Here is a 19,139-nt window from a genome sequence, read left to right on the forward strand (position 1 = left end):
CGGCAAAAGTTCCCACGACACGGAATAGACTTGTTCCGCTTCCAAAAGCACCCTGAAAAAATCTTCATCAGAGGCGATTTCAGGGGAAATGAGTTCCAGGGTCGAACTAACAGAAGTGTTTGGTTCGAGCGTGGCCGGCGTTGAAATATCTGCTGGCAAATCCATCAAGTTTCCCTCTTTAGCCATTAATATCGTCGGCTTCATTAAGCAGCCCAAGGCCGATGGCAGAAGGTCCGCCACCAGGCCGTTTTTGGTTCAGAGGAAGGTGAAATCCTCCACCGTCAGATCAGCCGCCGCAACGCCCTCGATCAGCACGGTGTGCCCCTGGTAGTCGATCAGCGCGCCCTCGGCGGTATCGGTGATGTTGAGCGCATCGACATAGCCTTGGAGCCCGTTACCGCCGTTGGAAATGTTCACCGCTCCGGTCTCGGGGTTCACGATGCGGATCAGGAAGCTGTCGATGCCGTCTTCGAAGTCGGTGATGACATCCGCGTCGCCGTCCTTGAAGAAGTTCCAGACGAAGACGTCAGCGCCGTCGCCGCCGGTCATGGTGTCGTCACCGTCGCCGCCGTTTATCGTGTCGAGCCCGTCGCCGCCCGAGATCACGTCGTCGCGTCCACCTCCAGCAAGGAAGTCGTTTCCCAAATAACCATAGACACTATCATCGCCCTCACCACCGCCAAGGCTGTCGTCACCCATGCCACTGGAGATATCGTCTTTTCCCGGCCCTCCCCCGAGATTGTCGTCTCCCATGCCGCCATTGACAAAGTCGTTACCAACGGAGCCACCCAAAGTGTCAGATCCGTCGCCACCGAAAATATAATCATTGCCAGGGCCGCCGTTGACGACGTCGTCACCATCCTCACCGTAAACGACATCGCGGCCGTCACCGCCACCAATACTGTCGTTGCCTGCCCCGCCGTACAAAAGGTCGTTGCCAGTACCCCCACCTATGCGATCGTGTCCTTCATCCCCTGTTACGCTGTCCGCGCCCGATTGGGCAGCGATGTGATCGTCGCCAGGCCCTCCAGCAATAATGTCGCTTCCCTCGCCACCCTGTATTGCATCGCTATCCGAACCACCTTCGATCCGGTCGGGACCTGCAAGCCCTTTGATCCGGTCTGAGCCTCCTAACCCAATGATTATATCGCTTCCCGGTCCCCCGATAAGAGTATCGTCGTACTCAGTCCCGGTGAGCGTCTCAGAGGCCGCATCATAGATTTCCACGCTGTAGTTGAACAAAGCGAGACCGGGGTCGAAATAATAGTCGGGAACTGCAGGCCCCACGACGAGAAAATACGTACCATCTTCAGCGATCAGGATGGGCGGTGACTCTTCCTCAGAAATGTCGCTAAAAATTGTAATCTCGGCGAGGCTTGTACCTGCTGCATCGACTAGTTTAACCGAAAATTCCAGGGACCCCGAAAAGGCTCTAAACTTGTAGCCTTGCCCACCCATCAGGTTCACTGAGTACCAATCTGTATCGTAAATGAAATCGAACGAACCATCGATGGCATTGTCGACCTCGGCGCTAAAAGCGGTTTCGGGTGCGCTCCCCGGATCATCGAAATCTACGGTATCGAGGATAATGGTATAGGGCTCACCATCATCGATGAGAAATGTGTAAGCGCTAACGAAATAGCTTCCACTTTCAGGCACTGAGAATGGCGGAGCACCGAACTCTCCCAAATAAGCAAGCAAGTCGCCAGCCTCGTCGTAGACGGCCCTCGGCTCCCCGGTGCCGTTAAAGTCTAAGAAATAAAGCCTGTAAGCCTGCCCGGCCTCTAGCTCCACGCGAAACATGTCGGCGTCGCCTCCGGGTTCGAAGAACGACTCGAAGGGAACATCTGGCAACAAGACGGCTTCGGTAGTGAAATCGCCTGGAATGTCCGTCATCGCCCCGTCCAATATTTTCAAAGGACGAAATAGCTTTAAGCTACCCCGGCCGCCCGGTTTTGGAGTCAAGTTTAGCCATAGGGCGCACTCGTCGCTTTGAGCAGGGTCAACCGGACACCTGGACGGCTCAGGTACTCCCCGAGCACAAAACCGCCCACATTACCGCCCATGACTGACTTCACAGCAAGTCTCCCTGCAGCAACCACCGCAGGCAGAAGTTGCCGCTAGCGGTCAAAGGAACGTAAAGTCCTCCACCGTCAGATTGCTCGCCGCCACGCCCTCGATCAGCACCGTATGGCCCTGATAATCGATGAGCGCACCTCCAGCGGTATCGGTGATGTTGAGCGCATCGACATAGCCATGAAGCCCGTTACCCCCGTTGGAGATATTGGTCTCGCCGGTCTCGGGGTTCACGATGCGGATTAGCAAGCTGTCCGTGCCGTCCTCGAAGTCGGTGATCACGTCCGCATCGCCGTCCTTGAAGAAATTGAACACGAAGACATCGTTGCGCTTAGAGCCGGTCATGGTGTCGTCACCGTCGCCGCCGTTGATCGTGTCGTTGCCTTCCCCGCCATCGATCACGTCATCGCGTCCACCACCTGCAAGAAAATCATCGCCAGTGCCGCCGAAGATGGTGTCGTCACCTTCGCCCCCGCCGATACTGTCATTGGCGTTACCCCCGCCAAGGCGGTCGCGTCCAGTACCGCCACCGATATCGTCGCGGCCATTGCCGCCAAAGACCGTGTCATCGCCAAAGCTGGCACCCATCGTGTCGTGGCCCAAACCGCCGATCAGGCTATCGTTGCCGGGGCCACCGTTGACCACGTCGTTGCCGTCTCCGCCATCGACCGTATCGTCGTCCTGTCCGCCGCCCATGAAGTCGTTTCCGGCATCGCCATTCATGTCGTCGTTGCCGGTACCACCGCCCATCAGGTCGTCGCCTGCACTGCCGTGCAGCAGATCGTCGCCCGGTCCCGCGCCGATATTGTCGTCGCCGCCGGCACCGTCGAGCGTATCGTCGCCGCCCAGGCCAAAGATATTGTCGCCGCCCTCGTTGCCAACGAGATCATCCGCGCCATCGGTGCCGATCAGGGTTTGGGCCTCCGTGCCGCCCCCGTCTTGTGTCAGATCAAGCGTGGCGTCGAGGAAATGTATCGTCTCGATCCCGATCAGAACGTCGCGTCCCTCGGCGGACTCGACGATGACCCCCGCACCCTCGTAGCTGATCGCAGCCGCGTCCTGAAGCACACCAATAACCGCCACGTCCGACCCGCCGCCGCCATTTAGCGTGTCGTCACCCGGCCCACCGTCAAGCGTGTCCGGGCCCGCCCGCCCGGCCAGGCTGTCTTGCCCATGCTCGCCATAAAGCCGATCCGCGCCGCCAGCGCCGTCCAGATGATCGTTGTTCCATCCGCCCCAGATCTGATCGGCCGTATCGGTTCCGATGATGTGGTCGTCGCCGACACCGGCATGAGCCTCGTTTTGCAGTTGGAGGATGACCGCGTCGTCGTTCGAGGTGCCGTACCAGATGTCCGCCGCACCTTGCCCGGTCATCATGACCATGCTGGTGCGTGAGAGCGCATTCTCGTGTTCGCTCCACGCCTGGACGAAATCCGCGCGCCCGTCACCGTTCATGTCGGCGATTTCCCAGCCGGCGAGGCTGTACTCGGACTGAACGTCCGGCTCGTGAAAACCGAAGGCGCCGTCACCAAGCAGAACAGCCGCCGACGTTTCGGGATCTGCGGGGGAAAAGAAAAGGTCGAGATTGCCGTCCGCATCGAGGTCCAGAATATTGATCTCGAATGCCGTAAAAGTGTTGCGCGTCGTAACCCGAGGCAGATGTTCGGAGACATCCGTATAATGGTCGCCGTCGTTGCGCAGCACCTGGATGATCCGATGCGCAAAGTTGGGGTCTACTGTAACACCCAGGTTTTCGGCCTCCCACGAGGGATAGAAATCGCCTTCGTGGATAAAGCCGCCGTTGTTCATATAGGCGATCACCAGATCCATATCGCCATCGCCGTCGAGATCGCCGATCTGCGAATTGTTGATCTCATAGGCCCAGGGATCCATCCATGGAACCTGCGGAACCGGCAGCGCCACGCGCGTTTCGTGGTCCCGTGAGAAGGAATAGATAATTTCGCTGGGAAAAACGGGCGGCGCATTCCCCGGTGCCATGGGCAGGTTCCAACCCGAGGCGCCGATCAGCAGGTCGGTTTCTCCATCCCCGTCAAAGTCCTGAATGCGCGTTCTGTGCAGGACGTCCCGGTAATAGGGTCCGTACCAAATATGCGGTCCGATCAAATCGGTACCGGTAAGCTCGTCGACCACGAATCCCTCGGCGGAGCCCCAGTAGACATAGAGCGGATCATTCGATCCACCGGTCGAGAACACGTCAATCCAACCGTCGTCGTTGAGATCGCCGACCGAGGTCGCATGCGCCCAGTTCGCCGGCAGCTCGGTTCGGGTGTCGCGGCTGAAGCTACCGTCAGGGTTCTGCAGATACAGCACATCCGGCGTGGAACCTTCGGGGATCAGCAATTCATTGCCGAGGGTCGACACATACAAATCCGTCAGGCCATCGTTATTGAAATCCTTGGCCCAGATTTGTCCGGGAAAGGCGAGCTCTTGACTTTCCTCCACGACCGCGCTGGCGAAACTTCCGTCTGGCTGCTGCAGCCAGAGATGCGGTTTGGTGAGAATCTCTCCAGTCGGCCAATCGCCGGGTGCGTGCACCATGTCGAGACGCCCGTCACCATTCACATCCGCAAGAAGGGTCGAGATAGGCGTCGCGCCAATGGGCCGCGGCGTGATATCGGTTTGCACAATCTCGTCTGAGACAACTGCCAGATCATTGAAAACCAGCTCGTCCGGCATCATTCGTCCTCACGCTTCACCTTCGGCGGACGAGTGGCCTCGAGCCGCGGTGGAGCGTAGGCCATGGGGTGTGTCTTGCCAAGCTCACAAAGCTCCGACAAGAGTTGGCCCTCGACCGTCCCGGGCTGGTGTTCCACAGCACCAGAAAGTGGTTTGTGACCCAATGCGAGCGAACCGGCGTCCCCGAGCACTGGACTGCCAGCCTCGTCGGACACCAGTCGGCGCGGTCGGAGAACGGGGTGACCTACGGGCTGTACTCGACGGGTATCTCGGACGAGCAGAAGCGGGGCATAGTGGACCAGATCCGGTTGCCGGACGGCGGAACGCCATGACCATCCCCGACATCGAGGCGTTCGAGGAGAGGGCCGCTATCGCTCAGTACGATGGCGGGTGCTCTCGTTCCCAGGCCGAGGACGTCGCGGCGGTGGACCAAAGGTTTCCTGACGCTCAAGCCTACTGGCAGTGGCTGGCCGACTACGTGATCGCCCGTAGACTGCCCTGACAACACCCTCGGCCTTCGGGCCGGGGGACCCCCACTTTGCTTTCTTTTTGCCCCCGTTACCGCCTCAGTTTCCTGGATCGTTGGGATTTCTTCCGAAGAACCTGTTCCGGGTGCACGAGGTCTTTGACGACTGCGTACCCGGATTACCAATTGGGTTCCGACCGCGATTTGCGGTGGCCTAAAACGCCATCGCCACCTATGGATGCTAATGTTTAAGGCAACAGAGAACGTACGGTCTTATCTGGCTGTTTTGACCCACTGCAGAGCCGCATTCACGCGTAAGGTGGTCATGCCTCAAGCGGGAAGTCTTTCGCGGCGGTGCGGTGGGCTAGGTTGAGCCAGCCCAAAACCTGTTTGGACAAAACGAGTGAATTTCGAAGTTTTGGGCGACTTTCCGGGATGGACCGCGGGCTCTCCAGACAGCAAGGGGAAGAAGGCCTTGCAACATGAGTTTGCCAAGATACAGATCAAAGCACCCAAGGTCCCCTGACATGCTGAAAGGAGGTCAAGCGGATGGTAACCTACAGCGAGGAGGTTGCAGCCGAAATCTGTGAACGGATTGCACTGGGAGAGACCGTCTCCAGCATCTGCAAGGACAAGCACATGCCCTCCGAACGTACGGTTTAGAAATGGCGACAGGTGCATGGCAAATTCGACGAACAGTATCAGCGCGCCCGAGTGGATCAGATGCACTCTTGGGCGAACCAGATCGTACACCTTGCGGACGATGCCGAAGGAGACTTCAAGATCACGGTGCCACTGGACAGCCCCGAGTTGCAGCGCATTGAGAAAAAGGGGGCCGTGACCTTCAAGTTCGACGGCACGCATGTGAACCGTGCCAGGCTGTCGATCGACACTCGGAAATTTCTTATGGCCAGGTACGCTCCCGAGACGTTTGGGACGCATTCGACCGTTCAGATCAACCCGCCGCTTGATCACAAGTCCGACGAAGAGTTGGTACAAGACCTTCGCGACGCTCTGCAGGAAGCCGGTATGACTACCCAGGAATTGGTTGAGTTGCTTGATGGCGGAGAGCAAGCGTTACGCGGCTTGTGAGCATCTGTTGCTTCGAACCACTACACCGGAGCGATTTCACCGAGCATACCAGCCCTGAAAGTTCTCTGAAATTTTATACAAGGACGGCACGCTCGAGGTGGAACCGGCGCTGGCGGAAAGCTGGGAGATCAGCGAGGACGGCACCCAATATACCTTCACCCTGCGCGAAGGCGTCACATTCCACGACGGGTCGTCCTTCGACGCCGAGGCTGTGGTCTTCAACTTCGAGCGGATGCTGAACGAGGATCACCCCTATCACGACACCGGCCCGTTCCCGCTGGCGTTCTTCTTCTCGGCGGTCGAGAAGGTCGAGGCGGTGGATCCGATGACGGTGAAATTCACCCTGAACGCGCCTTACGCGCCGTTCCTGTCGAACCTGGCCTATCCGACCGGGCTGATCGTGTCGCCCGCCGCGGTGGAACAACACGGCGCGGAGTTCGGGCGCAACCCGTCGGGCACGGGGCCGTTCACCTTTGCCGAATGGCGGTCGAACGAGGCCGTGGTGATCGAGGCCAACCCAGATTACTGGGACGGTGCGCCGGATCTGCAGGCGGTCGTCTTTCGCCCGATCACCGATGCCAACACCCGTACCGCCGAGATGCTGGCGGGCGGCATCGACCTGATGGTCGAGGTGCCGCCGGTGGCGCTCTCGGAATTCCAGGGCGACGCCTTTACCTTGCACGAACAGGCCGGCCCGCATGTCTGGTTCCTGATCCTGAACGCCAAGGAGGGCCCCTTTGCCGACAAGCGCGTGCGCCAGGCGGCCAATTACGCGGTCAACAAGGAGGCGCTGGTGAACGAGGTGCTGGAAGGCACCGCCGAGGTCGCCGCCGGGCCGACCCCGCCGGCCTTCGCCTGGGCCTACAACCCCGATCTGGAGCCCTATCCCTACGATCCCGAAAAGGCCAAGGCGTTGATCGGCGAGGCCGGCGCCGAGGGGGCGGAGCTGACGTTTTTCGTCACCGAAGGCGGGTCGGGGATGCTCGACCCCGTGGCCATGGGAACGGCGATCCAGGCGGACCTCGAGGCGGTGGGCTTCGACGTGAAGATCGAGACCTACGAGTGGAACACCTTCCTCGGAGAGGTGAACCCGGGGCTGGAAGGCAAGGCCGACATGGCCGAGATGGCGTGGATGACCAACGATCCGGACACGCTGCCGTTCCTCGCGCTGCGCACCGAGGCCTGGCCCGACGCGGGCGGCTTTAACTCTGGCTATTATTCCAACCCGGAGGTGGACGCGCTGCTGGAGGCGGCCCGCGTGGCGACCGATCAGGACGAACGCGCGCGGCTTTACAAGGAGATGCAGACCATCGTGCAGGAGGACGCGCCCTGGGTCTTTGTCGCGAACTGGAAACAGAACGCGGTGACCAGCGACCGGGTGGAGAATTTCACCCTGCAGCCGTCGTTCTTCCTGCTGCTGGATGACGTGGTGAAGAACTGACGGATCGGATCGGCTTTGCCGATCCGACCGAAGCGGGGGGCCAGCCCCCCGCACCCCCCGGAGTATTTTCACCAAGAAGAAGAAGAGGGGTGGTTCTGGTGACGGGCTACATCCTGAAGCGATTGGTGTCGGCGGTGCCGGTGCTGCTGGGCATCACGGTGATCGTGTTTCTGATCATGGCGATGATCCCGGGCGATCCGGCCACGGCGATCCTGGGCAGCTATGCGACGCCGGAGAATGTCGAGAAGCTGAACCGCGATCTGGGCTTGGACAAGCCGCTGGTGCAGCAGTATTTCATTTGGCTCGGCAATATGCTGACCGGGGATTTCGGCACCTCATTCGCGCTCAACCGTCCGGTGTTGGACGAGGTGCTGGAGCGGTTCAACGGCACGCTGGTGCTGGCGGGCACTGCCTTTGTGCTCTGCTCGGTGCTGGGGGTCGTGGCGGGGGTGATTTCGGCGGCGAACCAATACGGGCTGGCGGACAAGGCGATTACCTTTGCGGTGCTGTTGGGGATTTCGATCCCGTCGTTTTTCCTTGGCATGATGATGATCCTCTTCTTTGCGGTGAACCTGCGGTGGTTCCCGGTGTCGGGCATGTGGCCCATCTACGGGGCGCGGGATCTGTCGGCGCTGGTGTCGCATCTGACCATGCCGGCGCTGGCGGTGGTGGCCACGGGCGTGATCGCACGGCTGTCGCGGTCGGCCATGCTGGAGGTGCTGCGCCAGGATTTCATCCGCACCGCGCGGGCCAAGGGCGTGCATGAGCGCGGCGTGATCTGGCGCCATTCGCTGCGCGCGGCGATGGTGTCGATCATCCCGGTGTTGGGCATCCAGGCGGGCTTTGTGCTGTCGGGCGCGGTCTATATCGAGATCGTCTTTCAATGGCCCGGCGTGGGGCGGATGCTGGTCGATGCCATCCTCAAGCGCGATATCCTGTTGGTGCAGGGGGGCGTGGTCTTTGTCGCGGCCTGTTATGTGATGTTCAACATCGCCGTTGACGTGGCGCAGAGTCTGCTCGACCCGAGGATCAAGACATGAGGGGTTTTCTGAGCCTTCTCGCCCGCAACCGGCTGGCGCTGGCGGGGGGCATCGTGCTGGTCGCGGTGGTGCTGCTGGCGCTGGTCACGCCGCTTTTGCCGCTGGCGGATCCGGATGTGACCAACACGTCCAACCGTTTTCAGCCGGTGTTGTCCGAGGGCGCGCTGCTGGGCACGGATCATCTGGGGCGCGATCTGCTGAGCCGGCTCTTGTGGGGCACGCGGCTGTCGCTGGCGGTGGGGTTCGCCGCGGCCATCGTCGCAGCCACAATCGGGGCGGCCATCGGGATCGTGGCGGGGTTCTATGGCGGGCGCACGGACAACATCATCATGCGCGGCGTCGATATGCTGATGGCCTTTCCCTACATCCTGCTGGCGCTTGCCATCGTCGCGGCGCTTGGCCCGGGGCTCTTCAATGCGCTGATCGCGGTGGCGGCGGTCAACGTGCCGTTCTTTGCGCGCAACATCCGGGGCATCACCGTGGGCATCGCGCATCGCGAGTTCGTCGATGCCGCGCGTCTGGCCGGGCTGTCGAACACCCGCATCATCCTGTCCGAGATCCTGCCCAACGTGGTACCGGTGATCGTCATCGCCATGTCGACCACCATCGGCTGGATGATCCTCGAGACCGCCGGGCTGTCGTTCCTGGGGCTTGGCAGCCAGCCGCCGCAGGCCGATCTGGGCTCGATGCTGGATGAGGCGCGCTCGGCGCTGATCACCAATCCGCATACCTCCATCGTGCCGGGGATGATGATCCTGGTCATCGTCATGTCGATCAACCTCTTGGGCGACGGGGTGCGCGACGCGCTGGACCCGCGGCTGAAATCCGGCGCGCTGTCGCGCCCGATGGCGGCGACGCGGGTGGCGCGCAAGGGGCCCGTGCCCACGCCTTCGGGCAAAGGCCTGCTGGAACTGCGCGGGCTCGAGACGCAGTTTCACGTCAAGGACCGTGTCTATCGCGCGGTGGGCGGGGTCGATCTGCACGTGGAAAAGGGCGAATGCCTTGGCATCATCGGCGAAAGCGGGTCGGGCAAATCGGTCACCGCGCTGTCGATCATGGGGCTGGTCGCCTCGCCGCCCGGGGTGATCACCGTGGGTGCCGCCTATTACGACGGCGAGGATCTGATCGGCGCGCCTTACGGCCGGCTGCGCGACATGCGCGGGCGCAACGTGTCTTATATCTTTCAGGACCCGCTGGCGACGCTGCATCCGCTCTATCGCGTCGGCGACCAGCTGATCGAGGCGATCCGCGCGCATCGTCCCATCGGCAAGGCCGAGGGCCGCGCCAAGGCGATCGAGCTGCTGGACGCGGTGCGCATTCCCAATGCCGCGCAGCGCATCACCGATTACCCGCACGAGATGTCGGGCGGGATGCGCCAGCGTGTGGGCATCGCCATGGCGCTGGCCAACGACCCGGACATCATCATCGCCGACGAGCCGACAACCGCTCTCGACGTGACCGTTCAGGCGCAGGTGCTGACGATCCTCGACGATCTGCGTCGGTCGCGGGGGCTGGCCATTGTCTTTATCACCCATGATTTCGGCGTGGTGGCGCAGATGTGCGACCGGGTAGCGGTGATGTATGCGGGCCGGATCGTGGAAGAGGGGCGCACGGCAGATATCCTCGATGCGCCCCGTCACCCCTATACCGCGCGGCTGATGGCCTGCGTGCCGGAACTGGGCGGCGGCAAGCGGCGGCTTGAGGCGATCGCGGGCCTGCCGCCGGTGGTGGACCGGCTGCCCGCGGGCTGCGCCTTTGCCGACCGCTGTCTCAAGGTGACCGAGGCGTGCCGGGCGGGCGACATTCCTTTGGACCGGCAGGGCGCGCGGGCGGTGCGTTGTCTTTTCCCGGAACCGGCCACGTCGGAGGCGGCCCAATGACCGAAGCGTTGAAATTGACGGATCTGTCCAAGACCTTCGCGGTGGGTCGGTCGCTTTTCGGCCGGGCCAAAGGGTCGGTCAAGGCGGTGCATCCGGTGTCGCTGACCGTCCGCAAGGGCGAAACGCTGGGGATCGTCGGGGAATCGGGCTGCGGGAAATCCACCCTCGCGCGGATGCTGGTAGGTCTGCTCGAGCCCACGACGGGCAGCATCGAGATCGAGGGTGAGGCGCTCGACAATGCCGATCCGGCGGTCTTCGGCAAGCGCATCCAATATGTCTTTCAGGACCCGATCTCGTCGCTGAACCCGCGCAAGACCATCCGGCAGGTGATGGAGGCGCCGCTCAAGCGCCTGCACGGGATGCCCGCGCCGGAACGGGCCAGGCGCATCGCCGAGATCTTCGACAGCGTGAACCTGCGCGAGGAATTCCTGGATCGTTATCCGCATGAATTCTCGGGCGGGCAGGCGCAGCGGATCGGTATCGCCCGCGCTTTGGCCGCCAATGCCCGCATTCTGATCCTGGACGAGCCGGTGTCGGCGCTGGATGTGTCGGTGCAGGCGCAGATCCTCAACCTGCTGGCGGACCTGCGCCGCGCCTTCGATCTGACCTATCTCTTCATCAGTCACGATCTGGCGGTGGTCGAGGCGGTCAGCGACCGGATCGTCGTGCTTTATTTCGGGTCGGTGGTCGAGGTCGGCCCGGCCGAGCAGGTCTTTGCCAACCCGCGCCACCCCTACACCCGGCTCTTGGCTGACAGCGCGCCGGTGGTGGGCCGCCCCTTGACCGCGCCCGAGGCCAAGGGGACCGAACTGCCCGACCCGCTGAACCCGCCGCCCGGCTGCGCCTTTGCCGCGCGCTGCCCGCGCGCGTCCGACCGATGCCGCGCCGAGACGCCCGCGCTGGGACCTGTCGGGGGCGAGACCGAGGTGGCCTGTTTCCATCCTTTGGGGGGCGACACGGGGTAGGGCGCAGGCGGCCCGCCCCGGCTCAGGACGCTTTCTTGAGAACGGGCCAGACCGGTTTGCGGTCGGCCTTGCGGTCGAGCCCGCGCAAGAGCGCGGCCAGCTCTTTCTCGCGCACCAGAGCCGCCGCTTTGCGGGGCGAAAACCAGTGCCGTTTGCGCGCCTTGCGTTCCTTCCAGCGCCGTTTGAGCTTTTGCACGTCCATCGCATAGACTGTCACGCGGCAGCGCAGCCGGCGGCCGTTGGGCAGCCTTTTGGCGTAATGATAGGTGCCGAGGGGACGGTGCGACACGGCGCCCACCGCGCCTGCCTCTTCCAGCGCTTCGATCTCGGCGGCGCGCCAGGGTTTCTTGCCGTCCATCGGCCAGCCCTTGGGCATGACCCAGCGGCCGCTTTCGCGCGTGGTGACCATAAGCACCCGCAGCCGGCCTTTCCTGTCGCGCCGGACCGGCAAGGCGGCGATCTGCCAGGCCAGGTTTTCCGGCGCCTTCATCGCCACGCCCCTGCATTTGCGCAGCGGCAACGCAGGGTCTTTTCCCAAGCAATCCCGTTCGCGTTCAAGGCGAGAAACTCCTTTGCTCTATAAGAGTTTCACCACCCGTTTGAGGGGTATGCAACAAAAATCGTTGCAAAAAGGATGGAAACTCCACAATCCTCAAAGGGAACGTCGAGTCGGTGCAGGCATGGCAGAGGCCGGAATCAAAGCGCAACATCACGACACGGGCCGGATGCGGCTCAACAAGACCGAGCGGCGCGATCAGATCCTGCTCGAGCTCAAGCTGCGTCCGCATGTCCGGATCAGCGACCTGGCCGCGCGCTTCAACGTCTCGACCGAAACCGTGCGGCGGGATTTCGACGCGCTGGCCGATGACGGGCTGGTCAGCCGCGCCCACGGCGGTGCGTCCGCGCCGGTGCAGGGTCGTTATCCCGGGCTCGACGAACGGGCCTCGGCGCGTGTGGAGGAACGCGAACGCATCGGGCGCCGTGCGGCGCAGCTGGTGCACGCGGGCGAGACGGTGATGATCGATTCCGGCTCGACCACGATCCAGATGGCGCGGTCGCTGGCCTATCTGGGCACGCCCTGCACGGTGATCACCAATTCGATCCCGGTGGCCATGACGCTGGGCCACGGCGCGGCGCAGGTGATCTTGTGCCCGGGCGAATACCTGCCCGCGGAATCTGCCGTGGTCGGCACCGAGACGCTGGAGTTTCTGAGCGGCTTCAACGTCGACCGCTGCATGATCGGCGCCTCGGGCATGTCGTCCGAGGGGCCTTCGGAAACCGTGCGCGGCTTTGCGGCGGTCAAGCGGGCGATGCTGCGGCGGGCGGCCAAGCGGCATCTGCTGATCGACGCCGGCAAGTTCGGCACCCGCGGGCTGGCCCGTGTCGGAGCTTTGGAGGAGCTCGACTCGGTGGTCGCCGACCGCCGTCCGAAAGGCGATCTTCTGTCGGCGTTTCAAACGGCGGGGGTCGAGATCGTTCTGGCGCAATAATGGGAAAAGCGCGTTGATAACCGCGGTAAAAAAACAACCGCATCACTGGGAGGAACCAAAATGAAACTTGACCTGAAGCTTTTGATCGGCGCATCCGCCATCAGCCTGATGTCGCTGACGGGCACCGCCTCGGCGCAGGATTGCCCGCGCGGGGATCTCGATGACCGCTTTTGCGATGTCGATGGCGATCTGGTTGCGGATATCCCCACCGATCCCAACGAATGGGTCGATCCCGACACCCTGATCTTTGCCTACACACCGGTCGAGGACCCGGCGGTGTACCGCGACGCCTGGGTCGAATTCATGGATCACATGACCGAAGTGACCGGCAAGAAGGCCGTTATCTTCCCGGTTCAGTCGAACGCCGCCCAGATCGAGGCGATGCGTTCGGGCCGTCTGCACATTGCAGGTTTCAACACCGGTTCGAACCCGCTGGCGGTGAACTGCGCGGGCTTCCGTCCCTTCACGATCATGGCGTCTGCGGACGGGCATTTCGGCTATGAGATGGAGATCATCACCTATCCGGGCTCGGGCATCGAAAGCATCGAGGACATCAAGGGCGGGCAGCTGGCGTTCTCGTCGCCGACCTCGAACTCGGGCTTCAAGGCGCCTTCGGCGATCCTGAAAGGCGATTACGACATGATCGCCGACCGCGATTTCGAGCCGGTCTTCTCGGGTAAGCATGACAACACTGTTCTGGGCGTGGCCAACAAGGATTACCCGGCCGGCGCGGTCGCGAATTCGGTCATGAACCGGATGATCGCGCGGGATGTGATCAAGCCCGACCAGGTGGTGTCGATCTACAAATCGCAGACCTTCCCGACCACTGGCTTCGGCGTGGTCTACAACCTTCCCCCGGACCTTCAGGAAAAGATCATCGAGGCGTTCTTCACCTTCGACTGGGACGGTACGGCGCTTCAGGCGGAGTTCTCGAAGTCCAACGAGGCTCAGTTCATCGAGATGAACTACAAGGATTTCTGGGACGTGATCCGCAAGATCGACGCGGCCAACGGCGTCAGCTACGCCTGCGAATGATCCCACTTTCAAAAGGCAGGCCCGCACCGGGCCTGCCGCACACCCGAGCAAGGGGTCTTTCATGCTGCGGCTGAACAAGCTGACGAAAACCTATAAAACCGGCGATCAGGCGCTCAAGGCGATCGACCTAGAGGTGCCCAGCGGGCAGGTGCTGGCGCTGATCGGGCCTTCGGGCGCGGGCAAGTCCACGATGATCCGCTGCATCAACCGGCTGGTGGAACCCACCGGCGGCGAGGTCTGGCTGGACGATCTGGAACTGACCGGGCTGGGCTCTGGCGCGCTGCGCCGGGCGCGGCGGTCCATGGGCATGATCTTTCAGGAATACGCGCTGGTCGAACGGCTGACCGTGATGGAGAACGTGCTGTCGGGCCGTCTGGGATATGTCGGGTTCTGGCGCAGCTTCCTGCGCCGTTATCCGCAATCGGATGTCGACGAGGCCTTTCGCCTGCTCGACCGCGTGGGCCTTTTGCACATGGCCGACAAGCGCGCCGATGAATTGTCGGGCGGGCAGCGCCAGCGTGTGGGTATCTGCCGGGCGCTGATCCAGAACCCCAAGCTCTTGCTGGTGGACGAGCCGACGGCGTCGCTCGACCCCAAGACCAGCCGCCAGATCATGCGGCTGATCACCGAACTTTGCCGCGAGCGGGGGCTGGCGGCGATCATCAACATCCACGATGTGGCGCTGGCGCAGATGTTCGTGCCGCGCGTCGTCGGGCTGCGCTTCGGCGAGATCGTCTTTGACGGCCAGCCGACCCAGCTCAGCCCGGAAATGCTGACCGAGATCTACGGCGAGGAAGATTGGGAAGCCACGATCGAGGCGATCGAGGACGAAGAAGAGATCGAGGCCGCTCAATGAGCCACAGAGAGCTGGACGACATGCTCGGCAAGGGCTGGCGCAAACCGCATTTCATCAAGAACCCGGCGCTGCGGTGGGCGTTGCTGGCGGGCTTTGGGGCCTATCTGGTCGCTGCCGTGCTGACCATCGACGTCGATTGGGCCCGGGTCTATGCCGGGCTCGACCGGGGCTGGCAGTTCATCCTGTCCTTCACCCGGCCCGATTTCGTGTCGCGCGCCAGCGACATCTGGGCGGGTCTGCTGGAAAGCATCGTGATGACCGTGGCCGCGTCGGTGGTGGGCATCCTTATCTCGATCCCCATCGGGCTGGGGGCCGCGCGCAACATCGCGCCGCTGCCGGTCTATGTGGTCTGCCGGGGCATCGTCGCCGTCAGCCGCGCGCTGCAGGAAATCATCGTCGCCATCCTGCTGGTGGCGATCTTCGGGTTCGGGCCGCTGGCGGGTTTCCTGACACTGTCCTTCGCGACCATCGGCTTTCTGTCGAAACTGCTGGCCGAGGATATCGAGGCGATGGACAAGGTGCAGGCCGAGGCGATCCGCGCCTCGGGCGCGCGCTGGATGCAATGGATCAACTACGGCGTCCAACCCCAAGTAATGCCACGACTTGTCGGGCTCAGCATGTACCGGATCGACATCAATTTTCGCGAAAGCGCGATCCTTGGGCTGGTGGGTGCGGGCGGAATTGGCGCGACGTTGAACACCGCCTTCGACCGTTATGAATACGACACCGCCGCCGCGATCCTGATCCTGATCATCGGCATCGTCATGGCGCTGGAATATCTGTCGGGCATCATCCGCGCGAGGGTGCAGTAATGCCGGTGCTCGACAAGAACGGCGCGCAGGTCTGGCGTCGGCGCACCAGCCGCGAGAGCCTGGTGCGCTGGTTCGGCTGGCTGATCGGCGTCGCGGTCTTCCTGGTCTGCTGGCAGCGAATTTCCGAGGCCACCACCTGGTTCTTCGTCTGGGACGCGCCGCGCATCGCCGGCGACATCTGGACCCGCGCCACCCCGCCGCGCTGGGAATACATCACCCAGCTGGGCCGCCCGATCTGGGACACGTTGAACATCGCCACGCTGGGTACGCTCATTGCGCTTTGCCTGGCGGTGCCGGTGGCCTTTCTGGCGGCGCGCAACACCACGCCCTCGGCGCTCTTCATCCGGCCCATCGCTTTGCTGATCATCGTCTCGACCCGCTCGATCAACTCGCTGATCTGGGCGCTGCTCTTGATCGCCATCATTGGCCCCGGGGTCTTTGCCGGGGTGGTGGCCATCGCCATCCGCTCGATCGGGTTCTGCGCCAAGCTGCTCTACGAGGCCATCGAAGAGATCGACCACACCCAGGTCGAGGCGATTTCGGCCACGGGCGCATCGCGCTGGCAGGTCATGGCGTATGGCATCGTGCCGCAGATCCTGCCCGCCTTCGCCGGGATCGCGGTGTTCCGCTGGGACATCAACATCCGCGAATCCACCGTGCTGGGGCTGGTCGGGGCAGGGGGCATCGGGCTGCAGCTGTCGTCGTCGCTCAACGTGCTGGCCTGGCCGCAGGTGAGCCTGATCCTCGTGGTCATCCTGGTGGCGGTGGTCATCAGCGAATGGGTGTCGGCCAAGGTCCGGGGCGCCATCATATGATGCTGACGGCCGACGCGGCCTTTGCCGCCTACGAGGCCGTCCGCCCCCGGCTGCCCGCGGCCGTGCCGCCGGGGCAGGCCGCGCGGCGGGTGGCGACGCTCGATGCGGTGGCCGATCTTTTCGACGTGTTCCTGCTGGATGCCTTCGGGGTGCTGAACATCGGCGAAACGGCGATCCCCGGCACCGCCGAGCGGATCGAGGGGCTGCGCCGCGCGGGCAAGCGCGTGCTGGTGGTGTCGAACGCCGCCAGCGTGCCTTTGGCCGAACTCGAGCGCAAATACCGTCGGCTAGGATACGATTTCGCGCCCGAGGACATCATCACCAGCCGCGCGGCGATGGCGGCCGCGCTCGGCGCGATGGCCCCGCGGGACTGGGGCGTCATGGGTGCCGAACCCGCCCGCTTCGACGATCTGGGCGACCTGCGGCTGACCCTGCTGGCCGAGGACCGCGCGGCCTATGACGCCGCCGAGGGCTTTTTGCTGATCGGCAGCGGTGCCTGGACCGAGGACCGGCAGGCGCTCCTCGAGGCCTCGCTGGGCGCCGCCCCGCGCCCCGTGCTGGTGGCCAACCCCGATATCGTCGCCCCGCGCGAGACCGGCTTTTCCGCCGAGCCGGGGCATTTCGCGCATCGGCTGGCCGACCGCCTGGGGCTTGCGCCCGCGTTCTACGGCAAGCCCTTCGCCAACATCTACGATCTTGTCTTCGCCCGGCTGGGCCCGGTCGACAAGGCCCGTGTGCTCATGGTCGGCGACAGCCTGCACACCGATATTCTGGGCGCGCAGGCGGCGGGGGTGCGCTCGGCCCTGGTGGCGGATTACGGCTTTTTCGCGGGGCACGACGTCGAGGCCGCCATCGACCGCGCGGGCATCGTGCCGGACTTTGTGCTGGACCGCCCCTGAGCGGTCCGAACGCGCGGGCGGCGCATCGCGCTTTGGGCGCAAATTGGCGCGAATACGCCTTGCACGTATGGGCTTCGGCGCATAGAAGACCCCAAATTTGACAGGCCCGGGCGCATCCGCCCCGGCGAAGCTATGGGGAATTGAATGCAGGTCACCGAGACGCTGAACGAAGGTCTGAAGCGCGGCTATGCCATCACCGTGACGGCGGCCGAGCTGGACGCCAAGGTCAACGAAAAGCTGGCCGAAGCCCAGCCCGACATCGAAATGAAGGGCTTTCGCAAGGGCAAGGTGCCGATGCCGCTGCTCAAAAAGCAGTTCGGTCAGCGCCTGCTGGGCGAGTCGATGCAGGAAGCCATCGACGGCGCGATGAACGAGCATTTCGAAAAGTCGGGCGACCGCCCCGCGCTTCAGCCCGAGGTCAAGATGACCAACGAGGACTGGAAAGAAGGCGACGACGTTAAGGTCGAAATGTCCTACGAGGCGCTGCCCGAGGTGCCCGAGATCGACTTCACCCAGATCAAGGTGGAAAAGCTGGTCGCCAAGGCAGACGACGCCTCGGTGGACGAGGCGCTGGCGAACCTGGCCGAGACCGCGCAGGACTTCAAGGACCGCAAGAAGGGCACCAAGGCCAAAGACGGCGACCAGGTCGTGATCGACTTCGTCGGCAAGGTCGACGGCGAGGCGTTCGACGGCGGCTCGGCCGAGGATTACCCGCTGGTGCTGGGCTCGAACTCGTTCATTCCCGGCTTCGAGGAACAACTGGTCGGCGTGAAGGTCGGTGAGGAAAAGGCCGTCGAGGTCGCCTTCCCCGAGGAATACGGCGCCGAGAACCTGGCCGGCAAGGCCGCGGTCTTTGACGTGACCGTCAAGGCCGTCAAGGAGCCCGTCGCCGCCGAGATCAACGACGAACTGGCCACCAAGTTCGGCGCCGAGGATCTGGAGGCCCTCAAAGGCCAGATCCGCGAGCGGCTCGAGGCCGAATACGTCGGCGCCGCCCGCGCGGTGATGAAGCGCGCCATGCTCGACAAGCTTGACGAAATGGTGTCGTTCGACCTGCCCCCCAGCCTGGTCGAGGCCGAGGCCAAGCAGATCGCGCATCAGCTCTGGCACGAGGAAAACCCTGACGTTCAGGGCCACGATCACCCCGAGGTCGAGCCCACCGACGAACACACCAAGCTGGCAGAACGCCGCGTGCGTCTGGGCCTGCTGCTGGCCGAGCTGGGCCAGAAGGCCGAGGTCGAGGTGACCGACGCCGAGATGACCCAGGCGATCATGAACCAGGCGCGGCAATACCCGGGCCAGGAACGCGCGTTCTTCGACTTTGTGCGCCAGAACGCCCAGATGCAGCAGCAAATGCGTGCGCCGATCTTCGAGGACAAGGTCATCGACCACATCGCCGAGCAGGCCGAAGTGACCGAGAAAGAGGTCACCAAGGACGAACTGCAAAAGGCGGTCGAAGAGCTGGAAGACGAATAAGCGCCGCTCTTCGGGACAAACGCAAAGGCCGGGCGCGACAGCCCGGCCTTTTTTGTTCCGCTATGTGGCGTGACCCTTGGCGGAGATGTGCCGCTGCCC

At 63.2% G+C, this 19,139-nt stretch carries 16 protein-coding genes and 2 pseudogenes; 14 read left to right on the top strand and 4 right to left on the bottom strand.

Features of this window, described 5'->3' with window-relative positions; all coding sequences use genetic code 11:
* The 3 genes from RXV88_RS04145 to RXV88_RS04155 all read right to left on the bottom strand — a co-directional run.
* The coding region (locus tag RXV88_RS04145; protein ID WP_316290841.1) for a hypothetical protein at nucleotides 1–240 on the bottom strand (240 nt) is incomplete at its 3' end.
* A 15-nt stretch (nucleotides 241–255) separates the two neighbouring features.
* Nucleotides 256–1,896, bottom strand: a complete 1,641-nt coding sequence (locus RXV88_RS04150; protein WP_316290842.1) for a calcium-binding protein — start codon at nucleotides 1,894–1,896, stop codon at nucleotides 256–258.
* Nucleotides 1,897–2,127: 231 nt separating this feature from the next.
* Entirely contained in the window at nucleotides 2,128–4,722 is a 2,595-nt protein-coding gene (locus RXV88_RS04155) for an FG-GAP-like repeat-containing protein (protein ID WP_316290843.1), read from the bottom strand.
* Nucleotides 4,723–4,877: 155 nt separating this feature from the next.
* Between RXV88_RS04155 and RXV88_RS04160 the strand changes: the two genes are divergently transcribed.
* The 7 genes and pseudogenes from RXV88_RS04160 to RXV88_RS04190 all read left to right on the top strand — a co-directional run bounded on the left by RXV88_RS04160 (nucleotide 4,878) and on the right by RXV88_RS04190 (nucleotide 11,657).
* On the top strand, nucleotides 4,878–5,105 hold the full coding sequence (locus tag RXV88_RS04160) for a hypothetical protein (protein WP_316290844.1): 228 nt from the start codon (nucleotides 4,878–4,880) through the stop codon (nucleotides 5,103–5,105).
* The gene (locus RXV88_RS04165) at nucleotides 5,102–5,275 is read left to right on the top strand and encodes a hypothetical protein (protein WP_316290845.1); all 174 of its coding nucleotides are present in this window, start codon (nucleotides 5,102–5,104) and stop codon (nucleotides 5,273–5,275) included. Before RXV88_RS04160 ends, RXV88_RS04165 begins: the two co-directional genes overlap by 4 nt.
* Before the next feature lie 513 nt (nucleotides 5,276–5,788).
* Nucleotides 5,789–6,331: pseudogene (locus tag RXV88_RS04170) on the top strand (hypothetical protein).
* A gap of 70 nt (nucleotides 6,332–6,401) precedes the next feature.
* Nucleotides 6,402–7,772: pseudogene (locus RXV88_RS04175) on the top strand (ABC transporter substrate-binding protein); the annotation flags it as partial.
* A 98-nt stretch (nucleotides 7,773–7,870) separates the two neighbouring features.
* Complete coding sequence (locus tag RXV88_RS04180; protein WP_316290847.1) at nucleotides 7,871–8,812, top strand: ABC transporter permease; 942 nt, start codon at nucleotides 7,871–7,873, stop codon at nucleotides 8,810–8,812.
* Nucleotides 8,809–10,692 (top strand): dipeptide/oligopeptide/nickel ABC transporter permease/ATP-binding protein, encoded by a 1,884-nt coding sequence (locus RXV88_RS04185; RefSeq protein WP_316290848.1) that lies wholly within the window; start codon nucleotides 8,809–8,811, stop codon nucleotides 10,690–10,692. The genes RXV88_RS04180 and RXV88_RS04185 overlap by 4 nt, the downstream gene beginning before the upstream one ends.
* On the top strand, nucleotides 10,689–11,657 hold the full coding sequence (locus tag RXV88_RS04190; RefSeq protein WP_316290849.1) for an oligopeptide/dipeptide ABC transporter ATP-binding protein: 969 nt from the start codon (nucleotides 10,689–10,691) through the stop codon (nucleotides 11,655–11,657). The genes RXV88_RS04185 and RXV88_RS04190 overlap by 4 nt, the downstream gene beginning before the upstream one ends.
* Before the next feature lie 22 nt (nucleotides 11,658–11,679).
* Here the strand turns inward: RXV88_RS04190 and RXV88_RS04195 are convergent, their stop codons facing one another.
* Entirely contained in the window at nucleotides 11,680–12,147 is a 468-nt protein-coding gene (locus RXV88_RS04195) for an NUDIX hydrolase (protein ID WP_316290850.1), read from the bottom strand.
* Nucleotides 12,148–12,337: 190 nt separating this feature from the next.
* Between RXV88_RS04195 and RXV88_RS04200 the strand changes: the two genes are divergently transcribed.
* From RXV88_RS04200 to tig, 7 genes are all read left to right on the top strand, one after another.
* On the top strand, nucleotides 12,338–13,147 hold the full coding sequence (locus RXV88_RS04200) for a DeoR/GlpR family DNA-binding transcription regulator (protein ID WP_316290851.1): 810 nt from the start codon (nucleotides 12,338–12,340) through the stop codon (nucleotides 13,145–13,147).
* A 60-nt stretch (nucleotides 13,148–13,207) separates the two neighbouring features.
* On the top strand, nucleotides 13,208–14,182 hold the full coding sequence (gene phnD / locus RXV88_RS04205; RefSeq protein ID WP_316290852.1) for a phosphate/phosphite/phosphonate ABC transporter substrate-binding protein: 975 nt from the start codon (nucleotides 13,208–13,210) through the stop codon (nucleotides 14,180–14,182).
* 61 nt (nucleotides 14,183–14,243) lie between these two features.
* Nucleotides 14,244–15,038 (top strand): phosphonate ABC transporter ATP-binding protein, encoded by a 795-nt coding sequence (gene phnC / locus RXV88_RS04210; RefSeq protein WP_316290853.1) that lies wholly within the window; start codon nucleotides 14,244–14,246, stop codon nucleotides 15,036–15,038.
* Nucleotides 15,035–15,850, top strand: coding sequence for a phosphonate ABC transporter, permease protein PhnE (gene phnE, locus RXV88_RS04215; RefSeq protein ID WP_316290854.1), 816 nt, complete (start codon nucleotides 15,035–15,037; stop codon nucleotides 15,848–15,850). Before phnC ends, phnE (RXV88_RS04215) begins: the two co-directional genes overlap by 4 nt.
* Nucleotides 15,850–16,665: a phosphonate ABC transporter, permease protein PhnE gene (gene phnE, locus RXV88_RS04220; RefSeq protein ID WP_316290855.1), complete on the top strand. Its 816-nt coding sequence runs from the start codon at nucleotides 15,850–15,852 to the stop codon at nucleotides 16,663–16,665. Before phnE (RXV88_RS04215) ends, phnE (RXV88_RS04220) begins: the two co-directional genes overlap by 1 nt.
* The gene (locus RXV88_RS04225; protein WP_316290856.1) at nucleotides 16,662–17,564 is read left to right on the top strand and encodes an HAD-IIA family hydrolase; all 903 of its coding nucleotides are present in this window, start codon (nucleotides 16,662–16,664) and stop codon (nucleotides 17,562–17,564) included. The genes phnE (RXV88_RS04220) and RXV88_RS04225 overlap by 4 nt, the downstream gene beginning before the upstream one ends.
* A 144-nt stretch (nucleotides 17,565–17,708) precedes the next feature.
* Entirely contained in the window at nucleotides 17,709–19,040 is a 1,332-nt protein-coding gene (gene tig, locus RXV88_RS04230; protein ID WP_316290857.1) for a trigger factor, read from the top strand.
* Nucleotides 19,041–19,139: the final 99 nt, after the last annotated feature.

Origin of the sequence: Aestuariicoccus sp. MJ-SS9 (assembly GCF_032586235.1) — a bacterium.
Taxonomy (GTDB): domain Bacteria; phylum Pseudomonadota; class Alphaproteobacteria; order Rhodobacterales; family Rhodobacteraceae; genus Aestuariicoccus.

Coding starts and splice junctions, on each gene's coding strand:
- RXV88_RS04190 (WP_316290849.1), top strand. CDS start 10,689: ATGACCGAAGCGTTGAAATTGACGGATCTGTCCAAGACCTTCGCGGTG.
- RXV88_RS04200 (WP_316290851.1), top strand. CDS start 12,338: ATGGCAGAGGCCGGAATCAAAGCGCAACATCACGACACGGGCCGGATG.
- RXV88_RS04195 (WP_316290850.1), bottom strand. CDS start 12,147: ATGAAGGCGCCGGAAAACCTGGCCTGGCAGATCGCCGCCTTGCCGGTC.
- RXV88_RS04150 (WP_316290842.1), bottom strand. CDS start 1,896: ATGACGGACATTCCAGGCGATTTCACTACCGAAGCCGTCTTGTTGCCA.
- phnE (WP_316290855.1), top strand. CDS start 15,850: ATGCCGGTGCTCGACAAGAACGGCGCGCAGGTCTGGCGTCGGCGCACC.
- RXV88_RS04185 (WP_316290848.1), top strand. CDS start 8,809: ATGAGGGGTTTTCTGAGCCTTCTCGCCCGCAACCGGCTGGCGCTGGCG.
- RXV88_RS04165 (WP_316290845.1), top strand. CDS start 5,102: ATGACCATCCCCGACATCGAGGCGTTCGAGGAGAGGGCCGCTATCGCT.
- tig (WP_316290857.1), top strand. CDS start 17,709: ATGCAGGTCACCGAGACGCTGAACGAAGGTCTGAAGCGCGGCTATGCC.
- phnE (WP_316290854.1), top strand. CDS start 15,035: ATGAGCCACAGAGAGCTGGACGACATGCTCGGCAAGGGCTGGCGCAAA.
- RXV88_RS04225 (WP_316290856.1), top strand. CDS start 16,662: ATGATGCTGACGGCCGACGCGGCCTTTGCCGCCTACGAGGCCGTCCGC.
- phnC (WP_316290853.1), top strand. CDS start 14,244: ATGCTGCGGCTGAACAAGCTGACGAAAACCTATAAAACCGGCGATCAG.
- phnD (WP_316290852.1), top strand. CDS start 13,208: ATGAAACTTGACCTGAAGCTTTTGATCGGCGCATCCGCCATCAGCCTG.